Source organism: Arthrobacter sp. TJ-240 (assembly GCF_058269195.1).
Genome location: NZ_JBZCNG010000009.1, coordinates 50,634 through 75,093, shown reverse-complemented (window position 1 = coordinate 75,093; position 24,460 = coordinate 50,634). Strand labels below are relative to the sequence as shown.

The 24,460-nt window shown below is 62.6% G+C and carries 27 protein-coding genes and 1 pseudogene; 17 read left to right on the top strand and 11 right to left on the bottom strand.

Annotated features, from left to right (window positions below; genetic code table 11):
• The 8 genes and pseudogenes from AC4D2C_RS17935 to AC4D2C_RS17900 all read left to right on the top strand — a co-directional run bounded on the left by AC4D2C_RS17935 (window position 1) and on the right by AC4D2C_RS17900 (window position 6,488).
• On the top strand, window positions 1-462 hold the full coding sequence (locus tag AC4D2C_RS17935) for a MaoC family dehydratase N-terminal domain-containing protein (protein ID WP_490916172.1): 462 nt from the start codon (window positions 1-3) through the stop codon (window positions 460-462).
• Window positions 459-860 (top strand): MaoC/PaaZ C-terminal domain-containing protein, encoded by a 402-nt coding sequence (locus tag AC4D2C_RS17930; RefSeq protein WP_490916171.1) that lies wholly within the window; start codon window positions 459-461, stop codon window positions 858-860. Before AC4D2C_RS17935 ends, AC4D2C_RS17930 begins: the two co-directional genes overlap by 4 nt.
• A 22-nt stretch (window positions 861-882) precedes the next feature.
• The gene (locus AC4D2C_RS17925; RefSeq protein WP_490916170.1) at window positions 883-1,710 is read left to right on the top strand and encodes an SDR family NAD(P)-dependent oxidoreductase; all 828 of its coding nucleotides are present in this window, start codon (window positions 883-885) and stop codon (window positions 1,708-1,710) included.
• Window positions 1,711-1,742: 32 nt separating this feature from the next.
• Window positions 1,743-3,272 (top strand): class I adenylate-forming enzyme family protein, encoded by a 1,530-nt coding sequence (locus AC4D2C_RS17920; RefSeq protein WP_490916169.1) that lies wholly within the window; start codon window positions 1,743-1,745, stop codon window positions 3,270-3,272.
• Window positions 3,273-3,369: 97 nt separating this feature from the next.
• Window positions 3,370-4,194, top strand: a complete 825-nt coding sequence (locus AC4D2C_RS17915) for an enoyl-CoA hydratase/isomerase family protein (protein ID WP_490916168.1) — start codon at window positions 3,370-3,372, stop codon at window positions 4,192-4,194.
• Window positions 4,195-4,199: 5 nt separating this feature from the next.
• Complete coding sequence (locus tag AC4D2C_RS17910; protein ID WP_490916167.1) at window positions 4,200-4,955, top strand: enoyl-CoA hydratase/isomerase family protein; 756 nt, start codon at window positions 4,200-4,202, stop codon at window positions 4,953-4,955.
• A gap of 270 nt (window positions 4,956-5,225) precedes the next feature.
• A pseudogene (locus AC4D2C_RS17905) lies at window positions 5,226-5,792 on the top strand (alcohol dehydrogenase catalytic domain-containing protein); the annotation flags it as partial.
• A 48-nt stretch (window positions 5,793-5,840) separates the two neighbouring features.
• The gene (locus AC4D2C_RS17900) at window positions 5,841-6,488 is read left to right on the top strand and encodes a zinc-binding dehydrogenase (protein WP_490916208.1); all 648 of its coding nucleotides are present in this window, start codon (window positions 5,841-5,843) and stop codon (window positions 6,486-6,488) included.
• Between the two features lie 37 nt (window positions 6,489-6,525).
• On the opposite strand, the gene AC4D2C_RS17895 is transcribed toward AC4D2C_RS17900, so the two are convergent.
• Window positions 6,526-8,094 carry a helix-turn-helix domain-containing protein gene (locus AC4D2C_RS17895; RefSeq protein ID WP_490916166.1) on the bottom strand — a complete coding sequence of 523 codons (1,569 nt, stop codon included), beginning with the start codon at window positions 8,092-8,094 and terminating at the stop codon, window positions 6,526-6,528.
• Between the two features lie 191 nt (window positions 8,095-8,285).
• Here AC4D2C_RS17895 and AC4D2C_RS17890 point away from each other — a divergent pair, with 191 nt between their 5' ends.
• Both AC4D2C_RS17890 and AC4D2C_RS17885 read left to right on the top strand, forming a co-directional pair.
• Window positions 8,286-9,740: an aldehyde dehydrogenase family protein gene (locus AC4D2C_RS17890; protein WP_490916164.1), complete on the top strand. Its 1,455-nt coding sequence runs from the start codon at window positions 8,286-8,288 to the stop codon at window positions 9,738-9,740.
• Window positions 9,741-9,945: 205 nt separating this feature from the next.
• Window positions 9,946-10,698 carry an enoyl-CoA hydratase/isomerase family protein gene (locus AC4D2C_RS17885; protein ID WP_490916163.1) on the top strand — a complete coding sequence of 251 codons (753 nt, stop codon included), beginning with the start codon at window positions 9,946-9,948 and terminating at the stop codon, window positions 10,696-10,698.
• Window positions 10,699-11,351: 653 nt separating this feature from the next.
• On the opposite strand, the gene AC4D2C_RS17880 is transcribed toward AC4D2C_RS17885, so the two are convergent.
• Window positions 11,352-12,272 (bottom strand): SDR family NAD(P)-dependent oxidoreductase, encoded by a 921-nt coding sequence (locus AC4D2C_RS17880; protein WP_490916162.1) that lies wholly within the window; start codon window positions 12,270-12,272, stop codon window positions 11,352-11,354.
• Window positions 12,273-12,684: 412 nt separating this feature from the next.
• On the opposite strand from AC4D2C_RS17880, the gene AC4D2C_RS17875 reads away from it, so the two are divergent.
• Window positions 12,685-13,311 (top strand): acyl-CoA-like ligand-binding transcription factor, encoded by a 627-nt coding sequence (locus tag AC4D2C_RS17875; RefSeq protein WP_490916161.1) that lies wholly within the window; start codon window positions 12,685-12,687, stop codon window positions 13,309-13,311.
• A 44-nt stretch (window positions 13,312-13,355) separates the two neighbouring features.
• On the opposite strand, the gene AC4D2C_RS17870 is transcribed toward AC4D2C_RS17875, so the two are convergent.
• The 7 genes from AC4D2C_RS17870 to AC4D2C_RS17840 form a co-directional block, all read right to left on the bottom strand.
• A complete protein-coding gene (locus tag AC4D2C_RS17870; protein ID WP_490916207.1) occupies window positions 13,356-13,775 on the bottom strand; it encodes an ACT domain-containing protein in 420 nt (139 codons plus the stop codon).
• Window positions 13,776-14,036: 261 nt separating this feature from the next.
• Window positions 14,037-14,987 (bottom strand): alpha/beta hydrolase fold domain-containing protein, encoded by a 951-nt coding sequence (locus AC4D2C_RS17865; RefSeq protein ID WP_490916160.1) that lies wholly within the window; start codon window positions 14,985-14,987, stop codon window positions 14,037-14,039.
• Window positions 14,988-15,118: 131 nt separating this feature from the next.
• Window positions 15,119-15,385 (bottom strand): MarR family transcriptional regulator, encoded by a 267-nt coding sequence (locus AC4D2C_RS17860; RefSeq protein ID WP_490916159.1) that lies wholly within the window; start codon window positions 15,383-15,385, stop codon window positions 15,119-15,121.
• A gap of 16 nt (window positions 15,386-15,401) precedes the next feature.
• The gene (ppgK, locus tag AC4D2C_RS17855; RefSeq protein ID WP_490916158.1) at window positions 15,402-16,178 is read right to left on the bottom strand and encodes a polyphosphate--glucose phosphotransferase; all 777 of its coding nucleotides are present in this window, start codon (window positions 16,176-16,178) and stop codon (window positions 15,402-15,404) included.
• A gap of 38 nt (window positions 16,179-16,216) precedes the next feature.
• Window positions 16,217-17,266, bottom strand: coding sequence for an alpha/beta hydrolase (locus AC4D2C_RS17850; RefSeq protein ID WP_490916157.1), 1,050 nt, complete (start codon window positions 17,264-17,266; stop codon window positions 16,217-16,219).
• A complete protein-coding gene (locus AC4D2C_RS17845; protein WP_490916156.1) occupies window positions 17,263-17,475 on the bottom strand; it encodes a fibronectin type III-like domain-contianing protein in 213 nt (70 codons plus the stop codon). Before AC4D2C_RS17845 ends, AC4D2C_RS17850 begins: the two co-directional genes overlap by 4 nt.
• Window positions 17,472-18,812, bottom strand: a complete 1,341-nt coding sequence (locus AC4D2C_RS17840; protein ID WP_490916155.1) for an MFS transporter — start codon at window positions 18,810-18,812, stop codon at window positions 17,472-17,474. Before AC4D2C_RS17840 ends, AC4D2C_RS17845 begins: the two co-directional genes overlap by 4 nt.
• A gap of 146 nt (window positions 18,813-18,958) precedes the next feature.
• Between AC4D2C_RS17840 and AC4D2C_RS17835 the strand changes: the two genes are divergently transcribed.
• The 5 genes from AC4D2C_RS17835 (at window position 18,959) to AC4D2C_RS17815 (ending at window position 22,160) form a co-directional block, all read left to right on the top strand.
• Entirely contained in the window at window positions 18,959-19,318 is a 360-nt protein-coding gene (locus AC4D2C_RS17835; protein ID WP_490916154.1) for a LacI family DNA-binding transcriptional regulator, read from the top strand.
• A 345-nt stretch (window positions 19,319-19,663) separates the two neighbouring features.
• Window positions 19,664-20,257, top strand: a complete 594-nt coding sequence (locus AC4D2C_RS17830; RefSeq protein WP_490916153.1) for a recombinase family protein — start codon at window positions 19,664-19,666, stop codon at window positions 20,255-20,257.
• Window positions 20,258-20,296: 39 nt separating this feature from the next.
• Entirely contained in the window at window positions 20,297-20,596 is a 300-nt protein-coding gene (locus AC4D2C_RS17825; RefSeq protein ID WP_490916152.1) for a hypothetical protein, read from the top strand.
• Window positions 20,597-20,619: 23 nt separating this feature from the next.
• Complete coding sequence (locus AC4D2C_RS17820; protein ID WP_490916151.1) at window positions 20,620-21,105, top strand: hypothetical protein; 486 nt, start codon at window positions 20,620-20,622, stop codon at window positions 21,103-21,105.
• 116 nt (window positions 21,106-21,221) lie between these two features.
• Entirely contained in the window at window positions 21,222-22,160 is a 939-nt protein-coding gene (locus tag AC4D2C_RS17815; protein WP_490916150.1) for an oxygenase MpaB family protein, read from the top strand.
• 256 nt (window positions 22,161-22,416) lie between these two features.
• On the opposite strand, the gene AC4D2C_RS17810 is transcribed toward AC4D2C_RS17815, so the two are convergent.
• On the bottom strand, window positions 22,417-23,175 hold the full coding sequence (locus AC4D2C_RS17810; RefSeq protein WP_490916149.1) for a hypothetical protein: 759 nt from the start codon (window positions 23,173-23,175) through the stop codon (window positions 22,417-22,419).
• Here AC4D2C_RS17810 and AC4D2C_RS17805 point away from each other — a divergent pair.
• Complete coding sequence (locus AC4D2C_RS17805; protein WP_490916148.1) at window positions 23,174-23,425, top strand: hypothetical protein; 252 nt, start codon at window positions 23,174-23,176, stop codon at window positions 23,423-23,425. The genes AC4D2C_RS17810 and AC4D2C_RS17805 overlap by 2 nt on opposite strands.
• Window positions 23,426-23,747: 322 nt before the next feature.
• Here the strand turns inward: AC4D2C_RS17805 and AC4D2C_RS17800 are convergent, their stop codons facing one another.
• Complete coding sequence (locus AC4D2C_RS17800; protein ID WP_490916206.1) at window positions 23,748-24,176, bottom strand: hypothetical protein; 429 nt, start codon at window positions 24,174-24,176, stop codon at window positions 23,748-23,750.
• Between the last annotated feature and the right edge of the window lie 284 nt (window positions 24,177-24,460).

Below are 24,460 nucleotides of genomic sequence, written 5' to 3'. Positions count from 1 at the left end.
TTGAAGCTCGACCGCTCTCTCATTGGCGTTACCCGCCCTGGCGGCAGGCTGCTCATCGACCGCAGCCGCCTACGCCTGTTCGCGAAAGCGATCGGTCAGACAGACCCTGTCTTCGTCGACGTCGATGCCGCGCGAAGGGCCGGCCACCCCGATCTCCCAGTGCCGCCCACTTTCTTCCTTGGAGTTGAGCTTGAAGTCCCTGTGCCACTGGATTTCCTCGCCGAGATGGACGTTGACCTTCGATCCGTACTCCACGGGGGACAGTCGTTCCACTACCACGGAACTGCGCATGCCGGCGATGAATTGTCCTCCTCGTGTGTGATCACCGACATGTTCGAGAAGAGTGGCGGTGCCTTAACCTTCCTGATCACCGAGTCACCCATCGTCAATCAGGACGGCGTCACGATCGCCACACTGGGTAACACCATCATCATCCGTTCGATGGCAGGAGCCATTGCATGAGCGCTCTCGAGGTCGGACACACGCTGGACCCGATCGTGATCGACCCGATCACCCGAACTACTCTCGCCTTGTTTGCCGGCGGCTCTGGTGACCATAACCCCATCCATATCGATCTGGATGTCGCCCAGTCCGCTGGCCTGGACGATGTGTTCGCGCACGGAATGTTATCGATGGCCTATTTGGGCCGGCTCATCACGGACAACTTCCCGATCGAAAGTATCCGATCGTACTCAGTGCGGTTCGTCGCTATCACTCCAGTTCTCGGGCAGCCCACGTGTACCGGTCGGGTGACCGATATCCAGGAGAACGACGGTGAGAGGCAGGCGGCCTTGGAGCTCGTCGTCACCCTGTCCGACGGCACGAAAACTCTCGTCGGCGATGCCGTCGTGGCTATTTGATCTCGCACAGGAAGTAGGAGATATGGGAAAGCTTGAAGGAAAGTCCGCAGTTGTCACCGGAGCCGGACGAGGGATCGGTCGATCGGTGGCACTCAAACTCGCGGCCGAGGGCGCGCGGGTCGTCGTGAACGACCTTGACTCCGAACCTGCCGAATCCGTTGTGGCCGAGATCGTCGCGGCCGGAGGAGAGGCGATTGCCTTCGCTGGCAGCGTCACCGAGGACGGGTTCGCGGATGGTTTTATTGGCGCAGCTGTTGAGAACTTCGGCGGCGTCGACATCATCATCAACAACGCGGGCTACACCTGGGACAACGTCATCCAGAAAATGTCGGACGAGCAGTGGAACGCCATCCTCAATGTGCATCTGAAGGCACCCTTCGACATTCTCCGCGCAGCTCAGCCCGTGATCAGCGCCGCAGCCAAAGCCGAAAAGCTTGAGGGGCGCGTGGTCCATCGTAAGGTCGTCAACATCTCCTCCATAGCAGGCGTCTTCGGCAACGTCGGCCAGGCGAATTACGCCGCCGCGAAAGCCGGTGTCATCGGCCTCACCAAGGCAATGGCAAAGGAATGGGGGCGGTACAACGTCAACGTCAACTGCGTTGCGTTCGGCATCATCGAAACTCGGCTCACCCAGGCTTCCGCTGACGAAAACGCGACGATCAGCGTCGAGGGACGGGAACTGAAGGTGGGCGTCAACCCGGCATTCCTGGACACCCTGAAGCGGAACATCCCCCTGGGCAGGGCAGGAACCCCGGATGAGGCCGCAGGATCCGTCGTCATGCTCACCTATCCCGAGGCCGATTACGTGAGCGGCCAGCTCCTCATCACCGGAGGCGGTTTTGAGGGGTAGCAACCGAGGTCACTTCGCGAGAGGACAATTAAATGCTCACCATAGGTAATTCGCTCCGCATGACGGCACGCCGGGTGCCCAACGACCCGGCGCTCGTGTTCGGGGACCGCACGCACACGTATGCCGAGCTGGACGCTGCTGTCGACCGGACGGCAGCTGTGCTGAAGGGCTTGGGCGTGAGCCGCGGTGACCGCGTCGCCCTCATCGCCACGAACTCCGACCGATTCCTTATCGCGTTCTATGCCGCCCAGCGGATCGCGGCGATCCTCGTACCCATCAACCCGGCAGCAGCGCCACCCGAGATGACCTATATGTTGGAGGACTCCGGCGCGCGAGTGCTCGTGTTCGATCCGGCTGTGGATGTGACCATACGAGCAGTGGAGGACCGCGGTCTGCCGTCCACCGTGGAGCACGTCTATGCGCTGGGCCCCTCCGATCGTCACCCCGACCTGATGGCATCGGCTGATGCGCAGCCAGCGACGGACGTGGTGGATGCAGCAACTGAGGACGATGACGCGCTCATCATGTACACCTCCGGGACCACAGGACGCCCCAAAGGTGTGCTGCTGGATCATCGACGAAGCATGCGAGTGGCTGTCGCCGCGGTAGCGGTCATGGGGCAACGAGCCGGGGATCGCATGCTGCATGTGGCACCGCTCTATCACGCGGCTGCGCTGGGCGTCATGCTGATCCCGGGGACCCTTTTAGGCGTGAAGCACGTCGTGCACCCGGGCTTCAACCCGGCGAAGGCGCTCGAGGCCATGGAGTCGGAGAGAATCACGATGTTCTTCGGCCCACCGACGATGTACCAGATGATGCTCAGAGTCCCCGGCGTCGAAACCCGTGACCTGTCGGCATGGCGGACCGGCCTGTATGGGGCGGCGCCGATGCCACCTCACCTTCTCAAGGCGATGTTCGAAGCGTTCCCTCAGACAGGATTCGTCAACATTGCAGGGCAGACCGAAGCGGGCCCCAGCGGTATCTACCTGTCGAGCGAGCAGGCGAAAGAGCGCCCGGACGCCAGTGGCCGGCAGCCTCTCCTGTTTACTGAGGTACGCATCGTTGACGCTGAGGACAAAGAGGTAGCCCCCGGTGGCATCGGTGAGATGCTGTTCCGCGGTGAAACGATCATGAAGGAGTACTGGAACAACCCGGAAGCCACCGCCGCCGCCATCACCGAAGATGGTTGGCTGCGCACCGGAGATCTCGTCCGCCTCGACCCCGACGGCTACATCACAATGGTCGACCGCATGAAGGACATGATCATCACCGGCGGACTCAACGTGTACTCGGTCGAGGTGGAAAACGTTGTCATCGCGCATCCCGACGTTGTCGAAGCTGCGGTCGTCTCGCGTCCGAATGACACCTATGGCGAGAGCATCGTGGCAGTGATCGTGCCGGCCCCCGGCAAAACCGTTGACCTGGAAGCCATCCGCCTGTTCTGCGCCGACAAGCTCTCCAAGTACAAGATTCCGCATGACCTGCTGGTCGTCGAAGAGATTCCCCGCAACCCATCGGGCAAAATCCTCAAGCATCGCCTCCGGGCGCAGCTGATCAACTGAGCCTGTCCATCCCCGGCGAACCGCCAACTACCAACGTGTGAGTAGACGATGTCATAGCGACGACGATGCTGACCTGTGATGACGAGGAGTTTATTGGATGAGTGTTGTTCAGCGTCTGGAGACGTCGTTCCCGAGTTTGAAGTTCGCACTCAGCGAGGCAGGGGTACTGGAAATCGTCCTGGACGCACCAGGACTGAATTCCGTGAGTCCTCAGATGCACCTTGATCTCGCTGATGTCTGGCCCGCACTCGAACGCGAGGACGATGTTCGGGTAGTACTCGTCAGAGGTGCGGGTAAGGCGTTCTCGGCCGGAGGGAACTTCGAACTGGTCGAATCGATGATCGATGACTTCGACAGCCGGATGCGTGTGATGCGCGAAGCCCGTGACCTGGTCCTCAACATGGTGTCCTTTACCAAACCGGTGATCTCGGCGGTACTCGGGCCGGCCGTGGGTGCTGGCCTTGTCGTGGCCGTACTGGCCGACATCTCCGTCGTCGGAAAGAACGCCAAGATCATTGATGGTCATACCCGTCTCGGGGTTGCCGCCGGAGACCATGCCGCGATCTGCTGGCCGCTGCTGGTCGGTATGGCCAAGGCGAAGTACTACCTACTCACATGCGAACCGTTGCGGGGCGAGGAAGCAGAACGCATCGGTCTGGTGTCCACATGCGTCGACGACGATGACGTGCTCTCAACAGCTACCCGGATAGCTACGGACCTGGCCGAAGGTGCCCAGCAAGCGATCCGCTGGACGAAATACAGCCTGAATCAGTGGTACAAGATGTTCGCCCCCGCATTCGAGGCCTCCCTAGGCCTCGAGTTCCTCGGCTTTGGAGGGCCGGATGTGCGTGAGGGACTCGCGGCCCACCAACAGAAACGATCACCGAACTTCGGCGGCACCTCAACCGGTGACAGAGGCTGAGGGACATGGCTACTACGGTCGTCACCACCCGTCATGCACACGGGATCGGATGGATCTGTTTGAGCGGACCGGATCGTTTGAACGCGATTGCGTCGTCCACCTGTGAGGAAGTTGGCCGGGCCGTCACTGCTTACGAAGGCAATGACGAGGTCGGCGTCATCGTCATCCATGGCGATGGCAAAGTTTTCTCCGCTGGCGCGGACATCGAGGAGGTCCAGTCCTTCTCCGAGCGTGAACAGTTCGCAGCGTTCCTAGCCGGCCTCTCCAAAGTATTTGACCTGATCGCTGCGAGTCCGCTGTCGACCATCGCCGCGATACACGGGGTTGCACTCGGGGGAGCTTTCGAACTAGCCCTGGCCTGCGATCTGCGCATTGTGGCCCGAGACAGCAAGCTCGGACTTCCCGAGGCGAAACTCGGAGTACTCCCGGGAGCTGGAGGCACCCAACGCCTCCCGAGGGTCATCCCGGTAGGCATTGCGACCGAGATGCTGATGACAGGAGCGGCCATTTCCGGTGAGCGTGCCTATGAGCTGGGACTGGCTAATCGCGTCGTAGCAGCCGATGACCTGTTGGACGCTGCTTCTCGACTTGCGGCCACGCTGGTATCGGCGGCACCAGGCGTCGCCGCCGGAGCGAAGTCGCTGGTGCAGTTGGCTCTGACCACACCTCTGGCGGATGGGTTGATCATTGAACGGGACATCGTATCGGACCTGTTCGACGCCCCGGCCGGACGCGCCGGATTCGCCCAGTTCGGAAAGTAATCCTCCTGACCCAAGCACGAGGGATTGTCGGGAAAGGAACGCACACCTATCACCGTGAACGGGGTGCACAGTGGTGCGACGTCACCTCCTGACGGCACGTATTCTCTCTGCGCCTTTTACGAACCGTCGTTGAACTACCGGTGACCTACGACCACAGTGCGGGTGTAATGCACGGTCACCATCGATGACGGCTGTGGCAGTCGTTTCCCATCACATACCGGCCAGGATCATTTCCTCGCCCGATGAAGGAGGAGGCAAGTACATCGCTTGATGTCGGTGTGCTGTTGGCGCGCCCGAGATCGTCGTCAGGTGATCGGCCGTCCAGGTTTCTGGACACTGGGATCGTGCCCGGCTCGCATAGCGTCACCGTATGGCCGATGTCGTCCGCATACGGGCCACCACCAAGGTCCAGAAGAAAAGGAGCTGAGTGTGAACACCAGCGCAGCAGTCCTCCGCGAAGTTGGAGAACCATTCACCATCGAGACGCTCGTCCTGGACGAGCCCCGTACCGACGAAGTCGTCGTACGGCTTACGTCCACGGGCATCTGTCACACCGACATCGGTTTCAAGAAAGGATTCCTGCCTGTTCCGCTCCCGTTCGTTCTCGGTCACGAGGGCGCCGGAATCGTGGAACGTGTCGGATCCGGCGTTACCCGGGTCGCTCCGGGCGACCACGTCGTGCTGTCGTTCGACACGTGCGGTCACTGCGTGACCTGTCGCAGTGGTCACTCCTCGTATTGCCTGGAGTTCGGGGCACGCAATATTTCCGGAGGCCGCCCCGATGGTTCGCCCACCATTCACGATGAGTCCGGGGAGACCGTGTACGCAGGCTTCTTCGCTCAGTCGTCCTTCGCTACCCACGCGCTGGCGACAGAACGAAGCGTCGTGAAGGTCGACGACTCCGCAGACCTGACCCTCGTGGGTCCACTGGGCTGCGGGCTGCAGACCGGCGCGGGCACGGTGCTGAACCGCCTACGACCCGAGGTTGGAAGTAGCATCGCCGTGTTCGGTGCCGGCGCCGTCGGACTCGCGGCCGTGATGGCAGCCAAAGCCGCCGGCTGTGCCGTCATCGTCGCGGTCGATCGGATCCCTTCACGACTGGAACTGGCGCGCGAACTGGGTGCTACGCACACCATTGATGCCAGCCAGGTCGGCTCCACTCCAGAGGCTGTCCGCGAGATCGTGGCGCTGGGGGTCGACAACGCCATTGACACCACCGCAGTGACCTCCGTGGTCCGTGATGCAGTGTCGTCCCTCGTACCTCTGGGCACCTGCGCGGTACTGGGTATGGGCAAGGGCGGCACGAACATCGAGGTGGACATGCTCGACCTGATCCTGAGCGGTCGCACCATCGTGGGAGTTACCGAGGGTGATGCAAGTCCGCAGGACTTCATTCCGTTGCTCATCCGCCTGCACGCCGCCGGACAGTTCCCCTTCGAGAAACTTGTGAAGACCTACCCCTTCGCCGACATCAACCAGGCGATCGACGACGCCGAGTCAGGAAAGGTCATCAAGCCCATCCTGCTGTTCTAAGAGGTGGCACCAGCCGGGGCGGGCATGCGCCCGCGTGTCATGCGCTGATGTGCAGTGCCCGCATCCGGTTGTAAAGGGTCGAGCGGCTGACTCCCAGAAGTTCCGCCGCTCGACGCTTATTGCCATGGGCCGAGCGGACCGCCGTGAGGATGATGTCGCGCTCCGCCTCGGCGCGAGGGGTGGGCATTGGAGCCGGTTCGCGGTGGGATGCCGGGATGTCGCTTGCATGCAGGTCCCCGGTACCCGGGGTCTCAGCCATAAGCTCTACGACGCGGCGCAACTCGCTGAGGTTCCCCAGCCAGGGCTGCCTGCTCAGTACACGGATCGTGTCCGGGGCCAGTCCGCGCAGCGCCCCTCCTGGAGCGGTGGCAAGCATTCGCGCCGCGAGTTCCGGAATTTCATGCCGGCGCCGACGCAGCGGCTCCAAACCGACCCTGTGCAGCGTACCCGCCGCGAGTACCGCTGCCGCCTCGTCCGAGGACTCATTGCTCGCGAGCGTGAAAACAACCGGCGCCGGACAACCCCGCGCCCGCCGCAACACCATATTGAGCAGCGCGATCGGCATCAAATGCGCGTCTTCGAGGATGACCGGTTGCGGAGCGTCGAACCGTGATCGAAGTGCGGACTCGAAAGCGACAGGATCATCAGATGCCCTCGAGGCATCGAGCACCACGGAACGGCCGTCAACTAAATCACGGGCGGCAGTGCTACGACCGGTCCCGCGCTCACCGACCACAAGCGCCGGGAACAACACCGACTCCAAGCGCCCCGGCTCCTCGATGCTGTGCTGTGCCCGCAGCTCGACCACAACACCCTCACCTACAATGTCCCACCGAAGCGCGTACCTTTGTCCTTCCGCCAGGCGGAGAAGAGGGACAGGAACAGCGCCCCGGCGTAATTCGTCCGCTCCAATCCGCAACGCGACGTGATCGGCAGGTCCAAGCAGCTCCAGCGCGGAAGGTGTAGCCAATGTGACGCCCTCGCCAAGCGCCACGACCGCACCGCCCCTGCGTCGCGCGGCGCTGAAGGCGTCCGCTAGTTCGTGATGGCTGCGTGGTGAGGCATCCGCCAGGCGCAGCGAGATGTCTCGGACTGCTCGTCGGACGATGGCATCGAAGACCCTGTTGTCCTCGCTGTCGCGGAAGGTGACATCCAGTACCCCCACCTGTCGTCCTGTGATCGGATGCAGGATGGGATGCCCGTAACAGGCGAACAGCCGGTATGCCTCGGCGAAATGCTCACCCCCGCGAACGGCGACGCCACGTCGAATCTCAAGCGACGTGCCGATTGAGGTCGTACCTACAGCGTCCTCGCTGCACCGAGCTCCAACGACAGCGCCGACCGCGGTGAACCAGTCCTGCACGACATTGCTCGTTGTCCTGACTCCGCGAACAGTGGCGTTCTGGTCTGCGAGCAGCACCCCGCTTTGGATCTCACCGAGATCCTCGACCATGGCGTCAATGACCGGTGCCGCCGCACTCGTCAAGCGCGATTCCAGGGGAACGTCCTGAACATCGATACGAAGCGGCTGCTCAGGGGTGAGGCCACTCAGACGCGCACGGCGCCATGAGGATTCGATCTCAGGTCGAAGGGGACTCTGGGTCACTGGCACCTCATCGTTGAGTAGCTGGGCACTTCAGGTGCGTACCTCCATGAACAGTCCCGTACATCCCAGTACATTGCCGTCCATCAGCGAAGCGGTTCGCATGTCCAGGAAGTTGGACATCACCGGCGGTTCACCCGAGCCTAGTGTGAAGTGTACCGGCGACGATGCCGCCGTCGGCGACAAGGAGAGACATGTCCACCATCGCCCCTTCAGCTCCCGTTACTCAGAACGAGCTTGACCGAATCCTCCAGATTCAGCGCACGTCCTACCTCGCCGAGGGTACGCCCAGCGCTGCGGTACGCCGAGACCGCATCCAACGCATGCTCCTGGCAGTGTTCGAGAACGCAGACGAACTCGCCACCATCCTCGGTGAGGAGTACGGTCACCGCCCCGCCGCCCTCACCAAAGCTCTCGACATCCTGCCCCTGCTCCAGCTGGCGCAGGAAACCCTCGACGGACTCGAGGAATGGATGAAGCCGGACGTGGTCGCCGGCGGCTACATCCAGAAGAAGCCGCTCGGCGTCGTCGGCGTCATCGGTCCCTGGAACTTCCCGTTGGAGCTCGCCCTTCACCCAGCAATGGACGCCCTCGCCGCGGGTAACCGGGTCATGATCAAATTCACGGACTTTCACCCGCGTACCGGTGAGGCGCTGGCTCGAGCGATAGCCACACGCCTGGACGAGAGCGAAGTCGCAGTCGTCGTCGGTGACCTCGACACCGCACAGGCGTTCTCCGAGCTCACGTTCGACCACATCGTCTTCACCGGTTCATCCAGGGTCGGCGCAATCGTGGCTGAAACGGCCGGTCGCAACCTGGTGCCGACCACGCTCGAGCTCGGCGGCAAGAATCCGGTGATCGTCTCCCGCGATGCTGACTTCGCCCTGGCCGCACACCGTGTGGCCACCACCCGCCTGGCCAACGGCGGTCAGATCTGCCTGTGCCCGGACTACGTCTTCGTACCCCGCGAACGCCTCGCCGAGTTCGCGGACACACTGGTCACAGAATTCGGTGCAGCTCTGCCAAACAACCCCTCCAATGCAGGCACAGTCTCAATCGTCAGCGATCGCAACTTCGACCGGGTGTGCGGACTCATTGATGACGCGGTCGCGCAAGGGGCTCGGAAGCTCGTTGCCGACGCAACAGGTACCCCGGAGAAGGAGAGCCGTCTGATCCCGCCGACCGTGCTCCTCGACGTGCCCGAATCGGCCAAGGTGGCCAGTGAGGAGATCTTCGGCCCAGTGATCTCGGTCTACGCGTATGACGACCTGGACGAAGTCGTCCAATACATCAACGACCGACCCGCACCGCTTGGCTCCTACTGGTTCGGACCCGAAGGCTCCGAACTCGACAGGTTTCTGGACAGGACGACGAGCGGCGGCGTGACCGTCAATGACGGTATCGCCCATGTCTTCCTCGGCGGAGCTCCCTTCGGTGGTGTCGGGAACTCGGGTACCGGCGCCTATCACGGCAAGGCGGGGTTCGATCGGTTGAGCCATCACCGCACAGTAGCGGTGGCGTCGGAAGAGGTCGGTCTGACGGACGGTCTCGTCGGGCCGGGTCTCGAAAGCGCGGAGTTCATCGGATTTGTCGACGGCGCCATCGAGCAAGGCATTACCGCGTTCCGCAGCCAAGTGGACAACACCTGACCTTCTGAACCAGTGCGTCCATGCAGTCGCTATGGTCGGTATGGTCGGTATGGTCGAATAAATCCTCCGGTACTCTGGTCGGCGCATGCAGGAGCTTTTCCTGGGGGTGCCGGCCAGAGACGCGCGGGTCGTATCTTCTCGGCGCAGTGCCAGCCGCGATCGGAGTTAGTCGCCCAAGTGAGCTATGCCCAACATGAGGAGCCCCATGATCGGCATCGAAGATAGCGATGGAATCACCATCGCGACGATCGAACACGGGAAGGTCAACGCGCTGGACACCGACCTTCTGGTCGCCCTCAGCACAGCATTTCGCTCCTTCTCCAGTCATCGCGCCGTCGTGCTTGCGGCCAACGGCCGAGCGTTCTCGGCCGGCGTCGATCTACGGCGCTTCATCGACGGCGGCCGGGACTACGCGGAGAGCTTCTTTGAAGCGCTGGAGGATGCACTCTTGACCGTATTCACCTGCCCGGTCCCGGTAGTTGCCGCCGTCGGCGGGCACGCTCTCGCCGGGGGATGCGTGCTCGCCGGAGCTGCCGACCAGCGAGTCATGTCCGGTGGCACAATCGGACTGCCGGAAATCAACGTCGGCGTACCTTTCCCAGCCGTCACAGCCGAAATCATGCGCCACGTGCTGGGCTCCGGGCTGTCACCGGTGGTCTATGCCGCGCGTGGATTCGAACCTGACGTCGCAGCCGAACGCGGACTCGTCGACATCGTCTGCTCACCGGAGGACCTGCTACCCACCGCAATCACCTGTGCAACCAAGCTCAGCTCCGGCGTGGCGATCACCTTCGCCGAGATCAAAGCAGGCCTCAGGGCACCTGCTTTCGAAGCAATCCGTACACGAGGCGGAGACGCAGCGCATATGGCCGATCTATGGACACGCGATGATGTGCTCGCAGCAGCCGAACAGGTCCTCACGCGGGCACCGGACGGCGGGTCGCGCACCAGCGCCTGACACTTCGGATGTCCTGCGCACGTTGAACCGCTCCCAGCTCATGTAGGCGGACAGCCCTGACCCCCGTGTCGTTCACTGTCCCACCAACGCCGCCAAGAACACTGCAATGAACGACGCCGCAGACGTTTCCGCGATCCCCTAGGGCAGAGGCACGAACCCATCCCTGGTCATGGACGTCCCGATCCGACCTCAGGTTCAGGACACGCTTCCGCCGATGGGCACTAGAGGTAGCACAGGACTATGCCGGGCAGGGCTCACGCTGCTCCTGGGCTCACTGTCCGAAGCATTGCCCTCGCCCGAGGTTGGGCAAGGGTGGCACTGCTTAGCCGGCAGTAAGGAGAGGTCAGCCCGGCGTCGCATGGTTTTTCTGCATCCTCATCCAACTAACGACCACCGTCCGCTCCAGGTGAGCTTCGCCGTGTCGGTAACGGTAGTGGGTGTGTGCAGGCGGGCTGCTGGTTCCTGCTGTCCAGATGTGTGCGGGACAAGCGGTGACGCGTAGCGAGCTTGTGCCGTGCGCAGGTGGGCAGGAGGCGGTGAAGAACAAGAGGAGGGGTGATGCGTGAACGCATCACCCCTCCTTATACCCCCGGGAACGGGTCAGACCGCATAACAGGCGCCATTTTGCTGGCGCCGGTTATGCGCCTACGTCGTCAGTTCTTCGTGCGACCGACCTGATCGTAGGCGTTTTGCATCTGCTGCGCGACGGTTGCCGGCTGCAGACCCGTGTCCTCTCGAATGAGGCTCAAGTTGTCGCGGAAGGACTCCGGGTTCAGCTCTGGATCGAAGAATCCTGCGGTCTCCTTCAAGATCCAGCGCGACGCACGGCCACCGCCCAGCGAAAAGAACTCACCTGAAACGGCGTTGTCCTCGTGTGCGAGGTACAGGGCACCGGCCGAAATGAACTCCGGGGCAAGCTTCCGATAAATTGCTTCGCGCTCGTCCTCAGGGAAGGTGTCATCGACCAGACGCGACGCTGCTACGGGGACAAGCGCATTGACGGTGATGTTGGTGTCTGTCTCCTTGAGTTCTGCAGCCAGTCCGAGGGTGAGACCCAACAGTGCGGCTTTGGACCCGCCGTAGGCGATGACTCCAGGGAAACCGGTCAGACCCGCAGAGGACGTGTTCACGATGCGGCCATAGCCCGCCGAGCGCATATGGGGAAGTGCTGCAAGACTCATGTACAACGTGCCGAAGTAACTCACGTCCATCGTGCGCCGGAAGTCTTCCTCGGGGGTCTCCTCAAACGCCTTGCTGACGACGATGCCCGCGTTGTTGATCACGGCGTCTACTTTGCCGAACTCGTCAACAGCGAGCTGCACGATGCTTTCTGCGCCTTCGCGGGTGGCGACCGACGCGGTATTCGCGACGGCGCTTCCCCCAGCCCTTTTTATCTCCTCGACCACTTCAACCGCAGGGCCTTCCGAGCTGCTGGTGCCATCGGGGGCAGCGCCGAGATCGTTGACGACGACGTGCGCACCTCGCGAGCCGAGCATCAGGGCATGCGCACGTCCGATACCGCGGCCACCACCGGTAACAATGACGACTCGGTCATCAAATCGCATTTCAGACATTCAGGTAGGTCCTTCCAAGTAGTGATTGTTGTTAGGAGACGTGAGGCGGTCGGCGTTCACGCGAGCTAAGGGTGCTGGTGAGAGCTGTCAAGACGACGTGGGAATGCAGTTGATCTTGGGATCACGGAGTAACTCATGTCGTTCCCGGACCCCATCATCATCGGGATCGGGGAACCGGATCGGGAAACTGCCGGAGAACAAGTAGTCACCCTTCACCAGTGAAGTGCCATGCGCGCATGGGCATTCTCCTTAGTACGTCTATCGGCACCACGGTGTGCAGAACCGAGTCGGTAGCAGTCCCTGATTCAGGCTGCCTGTCGGCGCTTACAGCATAGTGGAACTCAGTTCCACAAACCACGAGGGGCCTGCAGCGTGATGCAAACCGGCAGCTGTCGCCATCTAGATTGGAGGGATGATGGTAGTGCGACATATGAGAGGACCTGGTCGACCGCCGGCGGCGACGAGGGAATCGGTTGAGCGCATCGCCTTGGCGTTGATGCTCCGCGATGGATACGACGCGGTGAGCGTCGAGACGATCGCCGATGCGGCTGGTATCGGCCGTACGACCTTTTTCCGGTATTTCGGGTCCAAGCATGGGGTCGTTTGGGCTCCGTTCGATGACACCATCGCGGAGCTGCGATCTAGGACCGAGTCCTCGGATATGGAAGGCGACATTCTGGACGCCATCCAAGTAGCTATCACCCACTCGACCCGGTCGGCCTTGTACTCGAGCGATGTGTGGCTTGAACGCTTTCAGCTGTTGGACAACAATCCTTCGCTCCGCGCTGGAGCTTACGAGCACTGGGAACGATGGAAGCAGGTCATCGCCGAGAGCATCGCCAGCAATCAGGGAATCGAATCACGCACTGTGGTTCCCATGGCGATTGCCGCAGCTTGCCAGGGAGTACTTGTCGCCGAGTTCCGTCATTCCCAGAATCGTGACGTCGAGCGTGAGGCGGTACTTGGTCGCCTCGACATGGGTCTGCGCGAGATATGCGGGGCGCTCCGGCCGCTCCTCCATGCACCCGGCGAACCCTAGCCGTACCTTCGCCCAATAAGCCTCTCTGCCCGCAAAGTGATCGTTTATGGGCGTTCTCTTCGATGCGGCTGGATGAGGTAGCCCTTGTCCTGCAAGGCTTGTATGGACTGATCCAGGGACTCACCGCGTAGGAGTAGAAGGTCACTGTCGAAGGTCGATATGACGAACACGGGTAAGTCCTGCTGGGCGACTGCCGTTGTGAGACCGGCGACGACCCCCGCCAAGGTGAACGGGATTGGCCCCTCAACGTAAAGGCAACGCCACCCAGCATCCACATTGTCTGCTGGGAGATTGGCGCTTTCTTCCGCCACTACGGAAAGCTCCTTCTGTGTGCGGGTGATCGACCACACTCCAGACAGTTGACCAAGATTCCCCAAAGGGGTAGACGGATCAAAACGGTAGACACTCAAACGGTCCGGAAGAAGAGTAAGACTAACTGCCGGTGCTGTGCCGACTGGGTTCATGCTCATAGTTACACCGATTCGGTGTCGCGGAAGACGCTCACGACGGCGTCACTCTAATCGCTCGGCCACTATGGCAGAGAGTTGCCGGCCACCACAAATCACGGCAATCACCGTTGCCAACGCTCGAAATCACGGACAGAAGTCTGATTCCTGCCTAGGGGATCTACAACGTTAAGTATGGTGGTAGTACTTGTCTAGGCCGCACCCGAGCGCTTCCCGGCAGGCCGCACGATGTTCGGTGCGCTGCCCGATGGGATAGGGCTAGTGTTGAGGTCCGGCATGGTGCCCGACTATTTTGGTGAGCACGTTTTTTCCTTCGGGGATCATGGTGAGCATGGGCCAGGCGTGCATGAGGTCCTGGCGCAGGTCGAGGGTGAGGTCGACGTTTTCTTCGGACGCTTTCGCGGCGAGCTTTTCGCTGTCCGGGTACAGGAGGTCCCCTGTGCCGGCGTACACGGAGGTGGGCGGTAGTCCTCGTATCGGCCCGTAGATGGGGCTGACCAGCGGGTGAGTGGTGTCGAGATCGCCGGCCCACATGCGTCCGCATTCGACCAGTCCTGAGGCGTCCAGCATGGCGTCCTTGATGGTCCAGCTTCGAGGATCCGGGAGAGTGACATCGAGCCATGGGGAGATCAGAACAAGGCGCGCAGGGAGAGGTTTGTCGCGCCGCATCAACTCCTGTACGGCAGCGAGGGCGAGCCCTGCGCCGGCAGAGTCTCCATGCACGGTCACACGGTGTGCGCCGGAAGCTTCGATGTGGTGGGTAATCAGGTCCGCGATGGCGGGAACGACGACACCAGCAGTTCCCATGGGCGCTCCGGGGAAGAGCGGAACGACGACCTTCGCCCCGACGGACCGGGCGAGCTCAGCGTAGTACGCGAAGTGGGCGGCGCTGATTTCATGAACGTACGCTCCGCCGTGAAGCGCGATAATTGTTCGCTGTGGTCTAGTCGCAAGTGATGACAGTGTTGATGGCACTGGCGATGATGAGGCAGGTGTTGGTGCGAGGGTCCATACGTCCCAACCTTCGTGCTGAGACAGGTCTGCTTCGAGGCCTCGCATAAATTTTCCGGTCGGTTTCGGTACCGGCTTCTTCGCTTCCCGCCCCAACGTCTTGGGCAGCCGTTGGGTGGTGTTGTCCCGGCGTATTCCCATTAGGGGTAGTACGGCTTTGGCGAACACATGGTGCTGCCAGCTGATGGATGGTGTCATACCGGGTCTCCTCATTGAGTGGAGGACGCTTCACCAATACCTTCACCTGTTACCGCGTGGGTACCTGTATGTGTGCTGGTCCTGGCGGTGTCTGGGAAGTGGTGGAAGGTGGTCGTGATGGCTTGCGGTTGTCAGTCGTGGAGCTGGACCAGGGTTGCTCTGCGGCCGGAGCTGATGACAGGGGAGGTGAGGACGCGATCCTCCTCACGTAGCAGGTGTACGAGGTTGGACACGGTTGCCGGGGACAGCAGGGTCAGGTCGGCTAGCTGCCGTTGAGTTGCCGGACCGTGGTCCTGGAGGTGTTGCAGTAGCAATTCCTTGTTACGTTGACGCAAGGCCTGCTGCGAGCCCGGTCGGTGCGTTGAAGACACTGGTGTCGTGGTCTGAGCTGTGTTCATGCTGGTCGTCCCGTCATCAATGTCCGTGGTGTCCGGCTGCCATCACCGCGGCACCGACGATGCCGGCGTCGGCTTGGAAGCGGGCGACGCTGATCGGGGTTTTTAGGGTGCCCTGTCTTAGAAATTCCTCGCTCTGCGTCGAAACGCCGCCACCGATCACGAACAGTTGAGGCATGAAGAGCCTTTCCAGGTGATCCAGGTAACGCAGGACCCTCATGCCATACTCGTCCCATGACAGGGCACCCGCCTCGCGGGCCAGGGCTGACGTGTGTTTTTCCACGACCACACCATCGAGCTCAAGGTGTCCGAGTTCACTGTTGGGCAACAGCACGCCGTTGTAGATCATGGCCGAGCCGATACCGGTACCGAGTGTGATGAGGACGACTAGTCCGGATACGCCAAGCGCGACGCCGAGAGCGGATTCAGCGAGACCAGCAGAATCCGCGTCATTGAGAACATGGACGGGCCTACCCAGCTCAAGAGCGAGGAACGACTCGGCGGCGAAACCTTTCCAGGTGATGTCAATATTCGCGGCCGTGTATGCCGTACCGGAGCGGACGACGCACGGGATAGCTACTCCCAGTGGCAACACCGCATCGGTGCCGGTCCTGCGTTCGGGAAGCTCGATGAGCTCAATGAGCTCCCGAATGGTGGCAGTGATTGCTTCGGGTGTGGCAGGACGAGGTGTAGGCATGATGTGCGTGGTGCCAACACTGGCACCGGTGTCTACCTCGATGATGGCTCCCTTGATGGTGGTGCCACCAACGTCGATCCCCAAAGCAACGGTGGTCATGGCATTAAGGCCGGGTACACGTGCGCTGGGGACGGGTCTCACGGATGTGCTCCGGTTCTTGCGCCCTGGACGGATGTTCCGCGGAGGTCTGGTGGATGCTGCAACTTCCGCGGCTCCCGTGACTCATGTGACGTCCGGGGGTCGGTGCATAGGTAGTCGGCCATGCGGGTGAGAGTCCGGTCCGTTTCCGCGGTGTTGCCACTCAGTGAGAGATGACCGTGGATGGTGCCTCTGGCGATGTAGTAATCCACTTCCACGCCAGCGTGCCGTAGCTGTTCCGCGGCGGCCTCGCCCGAAGGAAGGAGACTGTCGTATTCGCTGACGACAATCTGGGAAGGGGGAAGCCCGGTCAGGTCATGACCGTCGATGTCCGCGTATTTCGCCGAGGAATCCGATCCCAGGTAGGCGCCGAACATCACGGTCATGGTGTCCGCGCTGAGGCACATTACATCGGGCAGGACCGACAAATCGGCGTTGCCAGGGGTGGGTTCTAGGAGCACCCGGTGGAGCAAAGGGTAGACAAGCACGAGTTTCTCGGGCAGTTGTTTTCCGCTGTCGCGTATCTGCAGAGCCGCGGCCATGGCCAGATTTGCACCCGCGGATGCGCCACCCATGGATATTCGCGTTAAGTCGACTCCGAGGTCGGCGGCGTTGTCCTGCGCCCAGGTAAACGCAGCAATCACCTCATGGTGTAGGCGCGGATAGGTGACGGTAGAACCGTTGGCGAGGGTGTATCCCACCGTGATGACGACGACTCCGGCCCGCGCAACCAGTTCGCGGGCGACCCCGTCGGCTTCGCGGACCTCGAGGGAGTTCGTGATGAACCCACCGCCGTGCATCCAGATCAGGGCCGGCAGGTCGTGGTCCAGCCGTTCCGGGCGATAGATCCGGATGCGCACGTCGTCACCCTGCACCGGTCCCGGAATGCGGCGCTCCTCGACCTGACATGAAGGCGGCTCGTAGGAGGGGTCCGTGTCGTACGCGCTATGGAGGCGCTTCATCAATGTCGGGTCGCTGATGAGGTCGCTGAACGTGAATTGGGACGTCCACCCGAAGTTGCGGAGGATCACCGGATCAAGTTCGCTCATCGGAGACCTTTCGAGGACGCCGCTTCTGGGGAATGGAAAGGGTAAGGGACAGTAGCGTCGAGCGGCAGCTTGTTGCTACTGAGGCCCGCATGGAGGGTGTACTGGCCGTTTTCGACGGCCCACCGATCATCATTCCAGACCGCGAGCATGCGACTGGGGAGCGGAATCTCAACACCCTGGGTCTGTCCCTGATCAAGGAGAACGATCACCGGGCGCCCTTGATCGGGAAGATGAACAGGGCGCTGAGTATGGCGCTTGCTGCTGCCACCATGTAGAGCACTTGGTAGGAGCCCGTGGATGCGGCGAGGATCAGGGGTGCCACTGCAGGGGCTAGCGACTGGGGGAGGGTGGAGGCGATGTTCGCCACTGCGAGATCCTTACCCGCGGTAGCACGGTTCGGTAGGACATCCACGATCAGGGCGGTGTCTACGGCGACGAACGCGCCGAACCCGAAACCGGCGATGGCTATGCCGATGAGGAAGGTGTCGAAGCTTGAGGACTGGGTGATGACGATGACCCCGACGCCGTAGAGCACGGCGGCGGCGATCACGAAGATCTTGCGTCGGCCGAGAGCGTCCGAAAGCTTGCCGCCGACGAGGCTCGAGATGAGCGTGAGCGCGGAGAGGGCAAGGGTGGACTGGAAGATCAGGACGGGCACATCAGCGGGATCAGCTTCGAGGACCGAGATGAGGAAGAACGCCTGATACGTGGTCAGGAAGGCGTAGGCCAAGACGAAGAAGAAGCGGCCCCACCACACAAGGCCGAAGTCACGGTTCTTGATGGGATTCACCCAGAAGGAACCGGGCACTTCCTTCCAGTTCAGCGCCGGCTTATCTGCCGGGTTGAGGCGACGATCCTTCAAGATTATGGCGAACAGTGCAACCGCCACGGCGCCCACGAGTAACGGTACGAGGAACATCAGGCTCGTGTTCGGCGAGACGGCCTGCACGATGAATGATGCTGCCGGCAATGCGACGGGAACCGCGGCACCTAGGATGCCGGAGGTAACGCCCCGCTGGCTTTCAGGAACCTGATCGGCGAGGACACCGTAAAGGCCAGCGACAGCGGCGTTGAACATGAACTGGGCAATCGAAAATCCGATACCGAGGACCAGGACGCTGGAAGCCGTGGCCATGATCACGGTCCCGATCGCGCCTCCAACGAAACCGATGATGATCCAGGGGCGTCGCATACCCAGGCGGGACGTCGTGCGGTCGCTGAGGCGCCCGAAGATCGGACTGGCGATCAGGGCCATCAGGGCGCCAACTCCGACGATACCGCCGAGGGCACCGCCGGCCGCCTCGATCCCCACGAGCTCGTTCAGTTTCAGGGACAAGGTCACCAGGATCGGTGCGAGGACAGGGATCCAGATGCCGGTAAAGGCAAGGAAGTACAGCAGCAGGAACCTCTTGCTGACCCTCTTCAGTGGGTCGTCCGCGGCGGCCAGGACGAGACCAGCTGCACCGTCCGGTCCTACCGGGCCCGCACTGAGGTTGTGGGGGTCGATTCCGCCACTACCGGGGCGAGAAACATTGTCAGTGGACATGAGGGCCTCCTCTTTGAGGTCGATGTGTTTGTTAACACGTGTTAGTAACGCGTGCTGAGTGAGAACGTAACGTCTTATGGAGCTCACGTCAAGACCATGGGCATCGTATTCTCGCCGCGAGTGAGCGGGAGGAGGAGCGCTGGTTGATGACTACTGATACGAGGGGAGGGAGGTTCTGGCGACCCATTGCTCCGGATGTCGCTCGTCGAGCAGCCGTGTCCCGCACAACCGTCAGCTTCGTCCTCAAGGGCAGGGCAGAGGCCGGCGGAATTTACGAGACCACCTCGCAACAAGTTCAGGCCGCCGCACGGGACCTTGGGTGCGTGCCACACCTAGCCGCCCGTGCACTCCAAAGTAGTAGGTCGAACTTGCTGCTGTTCGTCATTCCGGCGGCGACCCTCGTCGGGATTGCCGCGTTCTCCATCATTGCGGCGCTTACCCGGAGACTCAGTGCGTTGGGTTTAGATGTGGTCACACGCCAAGCTTCACGACTCGACTGCGTCTAGCACCTTCCAGGACCCGGAAAGGGCGACGGCGGCCGCCCGCAAGCCGGTGGTTCGACGCTCCTGTCGGAACCCAGAGAGCTAGCCAGTGCCGTGAGGTCGGGGAGGGGGCGTATGGCCGGGACGGTGAAGCTGAGCGAGAAGGCACCACAGGTGAAACGCCGATCCTGGTCGGCCGTAGGCCGAAGATGTCTCGAAAAACTACAGTTTTCTAAGACACACGGTTGGTGCCTTTCGAGTCTGGCCACTTCCGCGGAGCCTCGGGGTACGCTCTGTCTCGGAAAGTCGTCTCACTATAAAGTGTCTCAGTTCTCGTCTCGCGCGGACTTTCTGAGGCACACTGGTCAAATGAGGCATCTCGGATACACCCGCGTGAGTACATCGACCCAGGATGCGAAGCTGCAACTCGACGCACTCGTCGCGGCCGGGGTTCAAAAGCGGGACGTGTTTGCTGATGTGACGTCCGGGAGTAGGACCGCTGTCGAGCGGCCCGGGATGAAAAAGCTCCTTGAGTACGCCAATGGGGGTGACACTGTCGTGGTCTGGCGAGTCGACCGTCTCGGGCGGTCCTTGATTGATGTGCTGAACACGGTCAACCTTCTTCGCGAGCGGGGGATCCTGGTGCGGTCCCTCTCGGATGGCATCGATCCGGAAACCTCGACGGGCCGGCTGATGCTGAACATGCTCGCCACCCTCGCGGAGTACGAGCGTGAACTCATCGTCGAACGCGTCAACGCCGGCCTTGTCGCGGCCAGGCAAACTGGAACCCGCTTCGGCCGGCCACGCTCGGACCCGAAGGTCGTTGCGGCGAAGCTCGACGTCGTGGCCGACGCCCGCGCGAAAGGCAGGACCGCCGAGGACGCGGCGCGTCTGGTTGGCTGGAGCAGGGCCACCCTGTACCGGCACCAGCAAGCCCACGAGGCCCAAAACCATGCGAGCTAAACCTCTCCGCCACAACCGCCCGGTAGTCAGGGGAGCGCGATGATCCGACTGATCCGCTGGTTGCTGACCTCGAGCATTCGCTACAGCTACCTGATCGTCCGCGCCATCCTTCGGTTGCCGCTGCTCCTGCTGGCCATCCCGCCGCGGGTCGGCAACCAAGTCGCCGGCTCCCTGGCGACCACCCTCTGGTTCGCCGGCCTGTACATCCTGGTCGCCGCGGCCGCTGCGCCATCGTGGGGTCAGCTGATGGTCGTCGCCGCAGCTGTATTCGTCATCGTCGGCGTGGTGCGGATGGAGGGTCGCCGGCCGATCGTGCGCCGGCCGGCGCGGGTCCGATGAGGACCTGGCGGAGGTAGTCGGTGATGAGGCAGCGCAGGGGAGAGGCTGACCGCTTCTGGGAGAAAGTCGTCAAGGGTCCATGGCCCCATGACTGCTGGATCTGGACCGGTGCCGTCGCCGACGACGGCTACGGGCGGTTCTGGGTCACCAGGGACGGCGAGCAACGCGCCCTGCGGCCGCAACGCTACGCCTACGAACACCTCACCGGAGAGACCCTGCACCCCGGGATCGCGCTCATGCACGTCTGCGACGTGCCGCTCTGCGTCCGCGCCAGTACCGGTACGGACACGCATCTGCTGCCCGGCACTCAGGCCCTAAACATGTTCGACCGCTCCCAAAAGGGCCGGCATGCCAACGCCTCGACCTTCCGGTGGCGCGGCGTCGGCCGCGCCCAGTTCCACGCCCAGTCGCTCACACTGCGCACAGCCCTCCTCGAGCACGGATGGAACGAACCGATCATCCGCCCCCTAATCAGCGGCATCGACCCCGAAGCACCAACGCTCTTCTGATCGTGGAAGGGCCCTCTCAGCCATCGCCGTGTCAGGGCCGTGTTCTACGCTGTGTAGTGGAGTCCTGTTTTGGGTGTCCGTCGTACCCGACCTACCGTCGTTGGAGCATTATGCCTGTGAGCTCGATCCCGCGCCCCGCCGAGTTGGCTGACCGCGTCCGCAGCGCGTTTCGTGCCCGGGTCTCCGGCGACCCCACCGGGGCGCCGGACTGGGTGCGCGACATCGCCCTGGTCGGGGAGGGACCAGGTTTGTTCGAACCCGACGGCGTCGTTTGGCAGGTCCACGGTGGCCTTTCCACTTTGGTCGGCGGCGTCGCGGCCCTCCTCGGACAGGGCGCGCACCCGCTGGCGATGGCAGGGGTTGCGCGGCACTCCTCCTACCGCAGCGACCCCTGGGCCCGCCTCGCCGGGACCGCGCGCTGGCTCACCATCACGACCTTCGGCTCCGCGGAACTCGCCGAACGGGACTCGGCGCGGGTCCGCGGCATGCACAGGCGAGTCCGCGGCACCACCGACGACGGCCGCGCCTACTCCGCATCCGACCCGGCCCTGCTCCGTTGGGTGCACCTGGCCTTCACTGATGCCTTCCTCGGGGCCCACGAGGCCGTCGGCCATGACCTCGCCCCGCGATTCGGTCGCAACTGGGCCGACACCTACGTCGCCGACTGGTCCCGCAGCGCCCAGACGCTCGGAGCCGAGGACCTCCCAGTCAGCCGCCAGGAGCTCGCCGAGGCACTGCGCGCGATGGAATCCGACCTCGAACCCGTCCCCGCCGAGCTCCTGACCTTCCTCTCCGCCCCTGACGGGCTGAACCGGGCCGAACGGATCTTCTACAGCGGCATCGCAAGCGCCGGAGCGCTGGTCATCTCCCCGTCCGTGGCTCCCCTCGCCGGGGTGCCCGGCCGCGGCGACCGCTCGCTCGCGGCTCGCCTCCGTTTGCAGCGCACCCGCTTGCAGTTGCGGACCTTCCAGCTGGCCCTCGGACCGCACAGCCCCTCCGTGGATGCGGCGCGCTACCGGCTCGGCCTCGCCGGCCCCCCGGACTGGCTCGACTGAGCCCCGGCCGCGCCGGCGTTCCGCCGCGTCGCCGGCGCGCTCGTGCAGACCTTCCGATGGCGCCGCGTCGGCCGTGCTCATTTTCGCGCTCAGTCCGTCGAGCTGCGCACAGTTCTCTTCGAGCACGGTTGGAACGAGCCGATCGTTTGGCCCTAACTCACCGGCATGGACCCCGAAGTCCCAACCCTTTTTGGAAGGCCCGGGTCGCCGTATGAGATTGTGGAGAAAGCTTGCTTCGAGAATCAGGAGATGGTCGTCATCGGTCGAGCTGCTCGGACTCAACCCACACCTCCAGCTCGGCGAGCATCACCTCTTTGGTTGGTTCATCGACGGCCGCACCTGTATTCGGATCGTCGACCTGTGATCCCAGATAGCGGTCGAGCAGCGTAAGCGATACCCGATCGTACGATGGCTTTGTCCCCCACAAGGTTGCTGGCGCACGCACCCCAAGGTCCTGGCGGTTCTGTACCTCGTGTTCCGGCAGGGTGCGCAACGAAGTACGGTGCGGATCCTCGTTACCGAGACTGACTTCCACAGTACGAACGCGGTCTGCACGCATGTAGGAAAGCCAATCGCTGGCGTTGCCATTGACTACGCACAGTAGAGCGATTGGCTGAGGGCTGGTGAAAGTCAGTTCGATCCGGTCTGCGGGGGTTTTAGCTGAGTCTGCTCGGGAGGACAGAGTTTCTGGTATCCACCCAGAGCCAGGGCGACCGTCGAAGGCATTCATTTTCCTTCGGCTATCCTCGTTGACCTCAGACGACGCTTCGACGGTTACTGTGCCGTCTGTTTCCATGGTTGCAACGTCTAGTAGTTCCAAGCCGCGAGGATCTTCACATGTGGGCTCCACGTAGTGCCACTGACTCAACGCCTGGTCAAACAGAGGAGCGAACGGCGCAACCACGATGGCTAGCACTACTCCCAAACCCGTTAGCGCGACTTGCGCGAGCATCTTTCCTACCGGTTCAAGTACCTTGACCAACCGCGATGACTTTTTAGCTGGGGGATCGCTCATGGCTGATCCTGTGCTCCTCCGGGGGGCAAGTCAAGGTTTACGGAAGCCGAATCAACGACAGACCGGTAGGCGCAGCCACCTGACCTACCTCACGCAGTTGGTCACTTGCGGGTATACGCCGAGTGAGGTCGAGCAGATCATCCTCGACGGCGCGAATAAGACCACCGAACCCGACGAGGACACAGAGACGTTCGAGGAAGTTCACGCGGACGAGGAGGAGATGAGCGCCGAGGAGTACGCGGTCGAGTAGCACCGGGCGCCGGTGGTGCAGGGAGTGGCAGCCCTGCACCACCAGCTCTGGCCCGGGAGAGGGGAAGGTGGCCAGCTCGCCACTGGTGGGCGGGGCGGTTCGCCGCCGCTACGGGAGCCTCGAGCTGTGGTCGCCGGCGACGAACCGCCGTCCTCGCACTCCAGCTCAATGAGGCTCCGGTGCCGCGCACCAGGTACGCATGCACCGGCCGCGCTGCACGCCGACACGATCAGGAGAAAGGAGTATGCAGATGCGTTGCCCACAGCAGAGGGACCGACATAGTCGGTCCCTCACTTCATGCTGCCCGCTAGGGCGTCATCCGCTAGGCGGCCTTCGTCTCGGCGGCGACTTGCTCCGCGACGTCGTCTGCTGTTGCCGCCAGCGTCGGTTCGGTCCGCACTTCTTCGGACGACGAGCTGGTGCCGGCACCGTCCAGGGCACGCTTCATCTCGGCGGTACTGAGCCCGAGCCGGGCGGCTACCGCTGCGCGACTCTCTCCGGTGTCGAGCATCTGCTGCACCTTCGTACTGGCTTCCTTCGCGGCCGCTTCCGCGTCCTGCTCGGCTTTTGCCAGGATCGCGTCAGCGCGCTCCCGCGCCTCGGCGCGGATCTGCTCGGCCTGCTGTTCCTGCTCGAAGAACTCTGCCGCCAGGTCAATCAACCGCTCGTGCCGCTCGGTAAGTTCCTGGGCTTTCGCCCGCGCCTTTTCCCGTGCCGCCACCTGCTGCGCTGACTTCCTCGGTGCTGCCATGATCACCCGTCCCCTTTATTCATCCTGCGCCTCGTACCTGTACCTGATGCTGCGTCGGCCACGACTTGCGATCGGACGCACTTTCCCTGTCAAACCTAACGGTTAGAGCCCACCCGTCACAGCCGCATCATCCTGCTCCTCGCTCATCACCGGCGACGTCAAACCTTTCATGCGGACCTCGCTGACGCTCGGACTGGATGCAACGGACGTTGACCACACGTGGACAGCTCCGAGATAACCCAACGTCTCTATGCTGCCCACCTGGTGGATAACGTCCGTCAGCG

What these genes read in the sequence shown, in the direction of transcription:
- AC4D2C_RS17930 (WP_490916171.1), top strand. Translation starts at nt 459, where the DNA reads ATGAGCGCTCTCGAGGTCGGACACACGCTGGACCCGATCGTGATCGAC.
- AC4D2C_RS17925 (WP_490916170.1), top strand. Translation starts at nt 883, where the DNA reads ATGGGAAAGCTTGAAGGAAAGTCCGCAGTTGTCACCGGAGCCGGACGA.
- AC4D2C_RS17920 (WP_490916169.1), top strand. Translation starts at nt 1,743, where the DNA reads ATGCTCACCATAGGTAATTCGCTCCGCATGACGGCACGCCGGGTGCCC.
- AC4D2C_RS17915 (WP_490916168.1), top strand. Translation starts at nt 3,370, where the DNA reads ATGAGTGTTGTTCAGCGTCTGGAGACGTCGTTCCCGAGTTTGAAGTTC.
- AC4D2C_RS17910 (WP_490916167.1), top strand. Translation starts at nt 4,200, where the DNA reads ATGGCTACTACGGTCGTCACCACCCGTCATGCACACGGGATCGGATGG.
- AC4D2C_RS17890 (WP_490916164.1), top strand. Translation starts at nt 8,286, where the DNA reads ATGTCCACCATCGCCCCTTCAGCTCCCGTTACTCAGAACGAGCTTGAC.
- AC4D2C_RS17885 (WP_490916163.1), top strand. Translation starts at nt 9,946, where the DNA reads ATGATCGGCATCGAAGATAGCGATGGAATCACCATCGCGACGATCGAA.
- AC4D2C_RS17880 (WP_490916162.1), bottom strand. Translation starts at nt 12,272, where the DNA reads ATGTCTGAAATGCGATTTGATGACCGAGTCGTCATTGTTACCGGTGGT.
- AC4D2C_RS17875 (WP_490916161.1), top strand. Translation starts at nt 12,685, where the DNA reads ATGATGGTAGTGCGACATATGAGAGGACCTGGTCGACCGCCGGCGGCG.
- AC4D2C_RS17870 (WP_490916207.1), bottom strand. Translation starts at nt 13,775, where the DNA reads ATGAACCCAGTCGGCACAGCACCGGCAGTTAGTCTTACTCTTCTTCCG.
- AC4D2C_RS17865 (WP_490916160.1), bottom strand. Translation starts at nt 14,987, where the DNA reads ATGACACCATCCATCAGCTGGCAGCACCATGTGTTCGCCAAAGCCGTA.
- AC4D2C_RS17860 (WP_490916159.1), bottom strand. Translation starts at nt 15,385, where the DNA reads ATGAACACAGCTCAGACCACGACACCAGTGTCTTCAACGCACCGACCG.
- ppgK (WP_490916158.1), bottom strand. Translation starts at nt 16,178, where the DNA reads ATGACCACCGTTGCTTTGGGGATCGACGTTGGTGGCACCACCATCAAG.
- AC4D2C_RS17850 (WP_490916157.1), bottom strand. Translation starts at nt 17,266, where the DNA reads ATGAGCGAACTTGATCCGGTGATCCTCCGCAACTTCGGGTGGACGTCC.
- AC4D2C_RS17840 (WP_490916155.1), bottom strand. Translation starts at nt 18,812, where the DNA reads ATGTCCACTGACAATGTTTCTCGCCCCGGTAGTGGCGGAATCGACCCC.
- AC4D2C_RS17835 (WP_490916154.1), top strand. Translation starts at nt 18,959, where the DNA reads ATGACTACTGATACGAGGGGAGGGAGGTTCTGGCGACCCATTGCTCCG.
- AC4D2C_RS17830 (WP_490916153.1), top strand. Translation starts at nt 19,664, where the DNA reads ATGAGGCATCTCGGATACACCCGCGTGAGTACATCGACCCAGGATGCG.
- AC4D2C_RS17825 (WP_490916152.1), top strand. Translation starts at nt 20,297, where the DNA reads ATGATCCGACTGATCCGCTGGTTGCTGACCTCGAGCATTCGCTACAGC.
- AC4D2C_RS17820 (WP_490916151.1), top strand. Translation starts at nt 20,620, where the DNA reads ATGAGGCAGCGCAGGGGAGAGGCTGACCGCTTCTGGGAGAAAGTCGTC.
- AC4D2C_RS17805 (WP_490916148.1), top strand. Translation starts at nt 23,174, where the DNA reads ATGGCTGATCCTGTGCTCCTCCGGGGGGCAAGTCAAGGTTTACGGAAG.
- AC4D2C_RS17810 (WP_490916149.1), bottom strand. Translation starts at nt 23,175, where the DNA reads ATGAGCGATCCCCCAGCTAAAAAGTCATCGCGGTTGGTCAAGGTACTT.
- AC4D2C_RS17800 (WP_490916206.1), bottom strand. Translation starts at nt 24,176, where the DNA reads ATGGCAGCACCGAGGAAGTCAGCGCAGCAGGTGGCGGCACGGGAAAAG.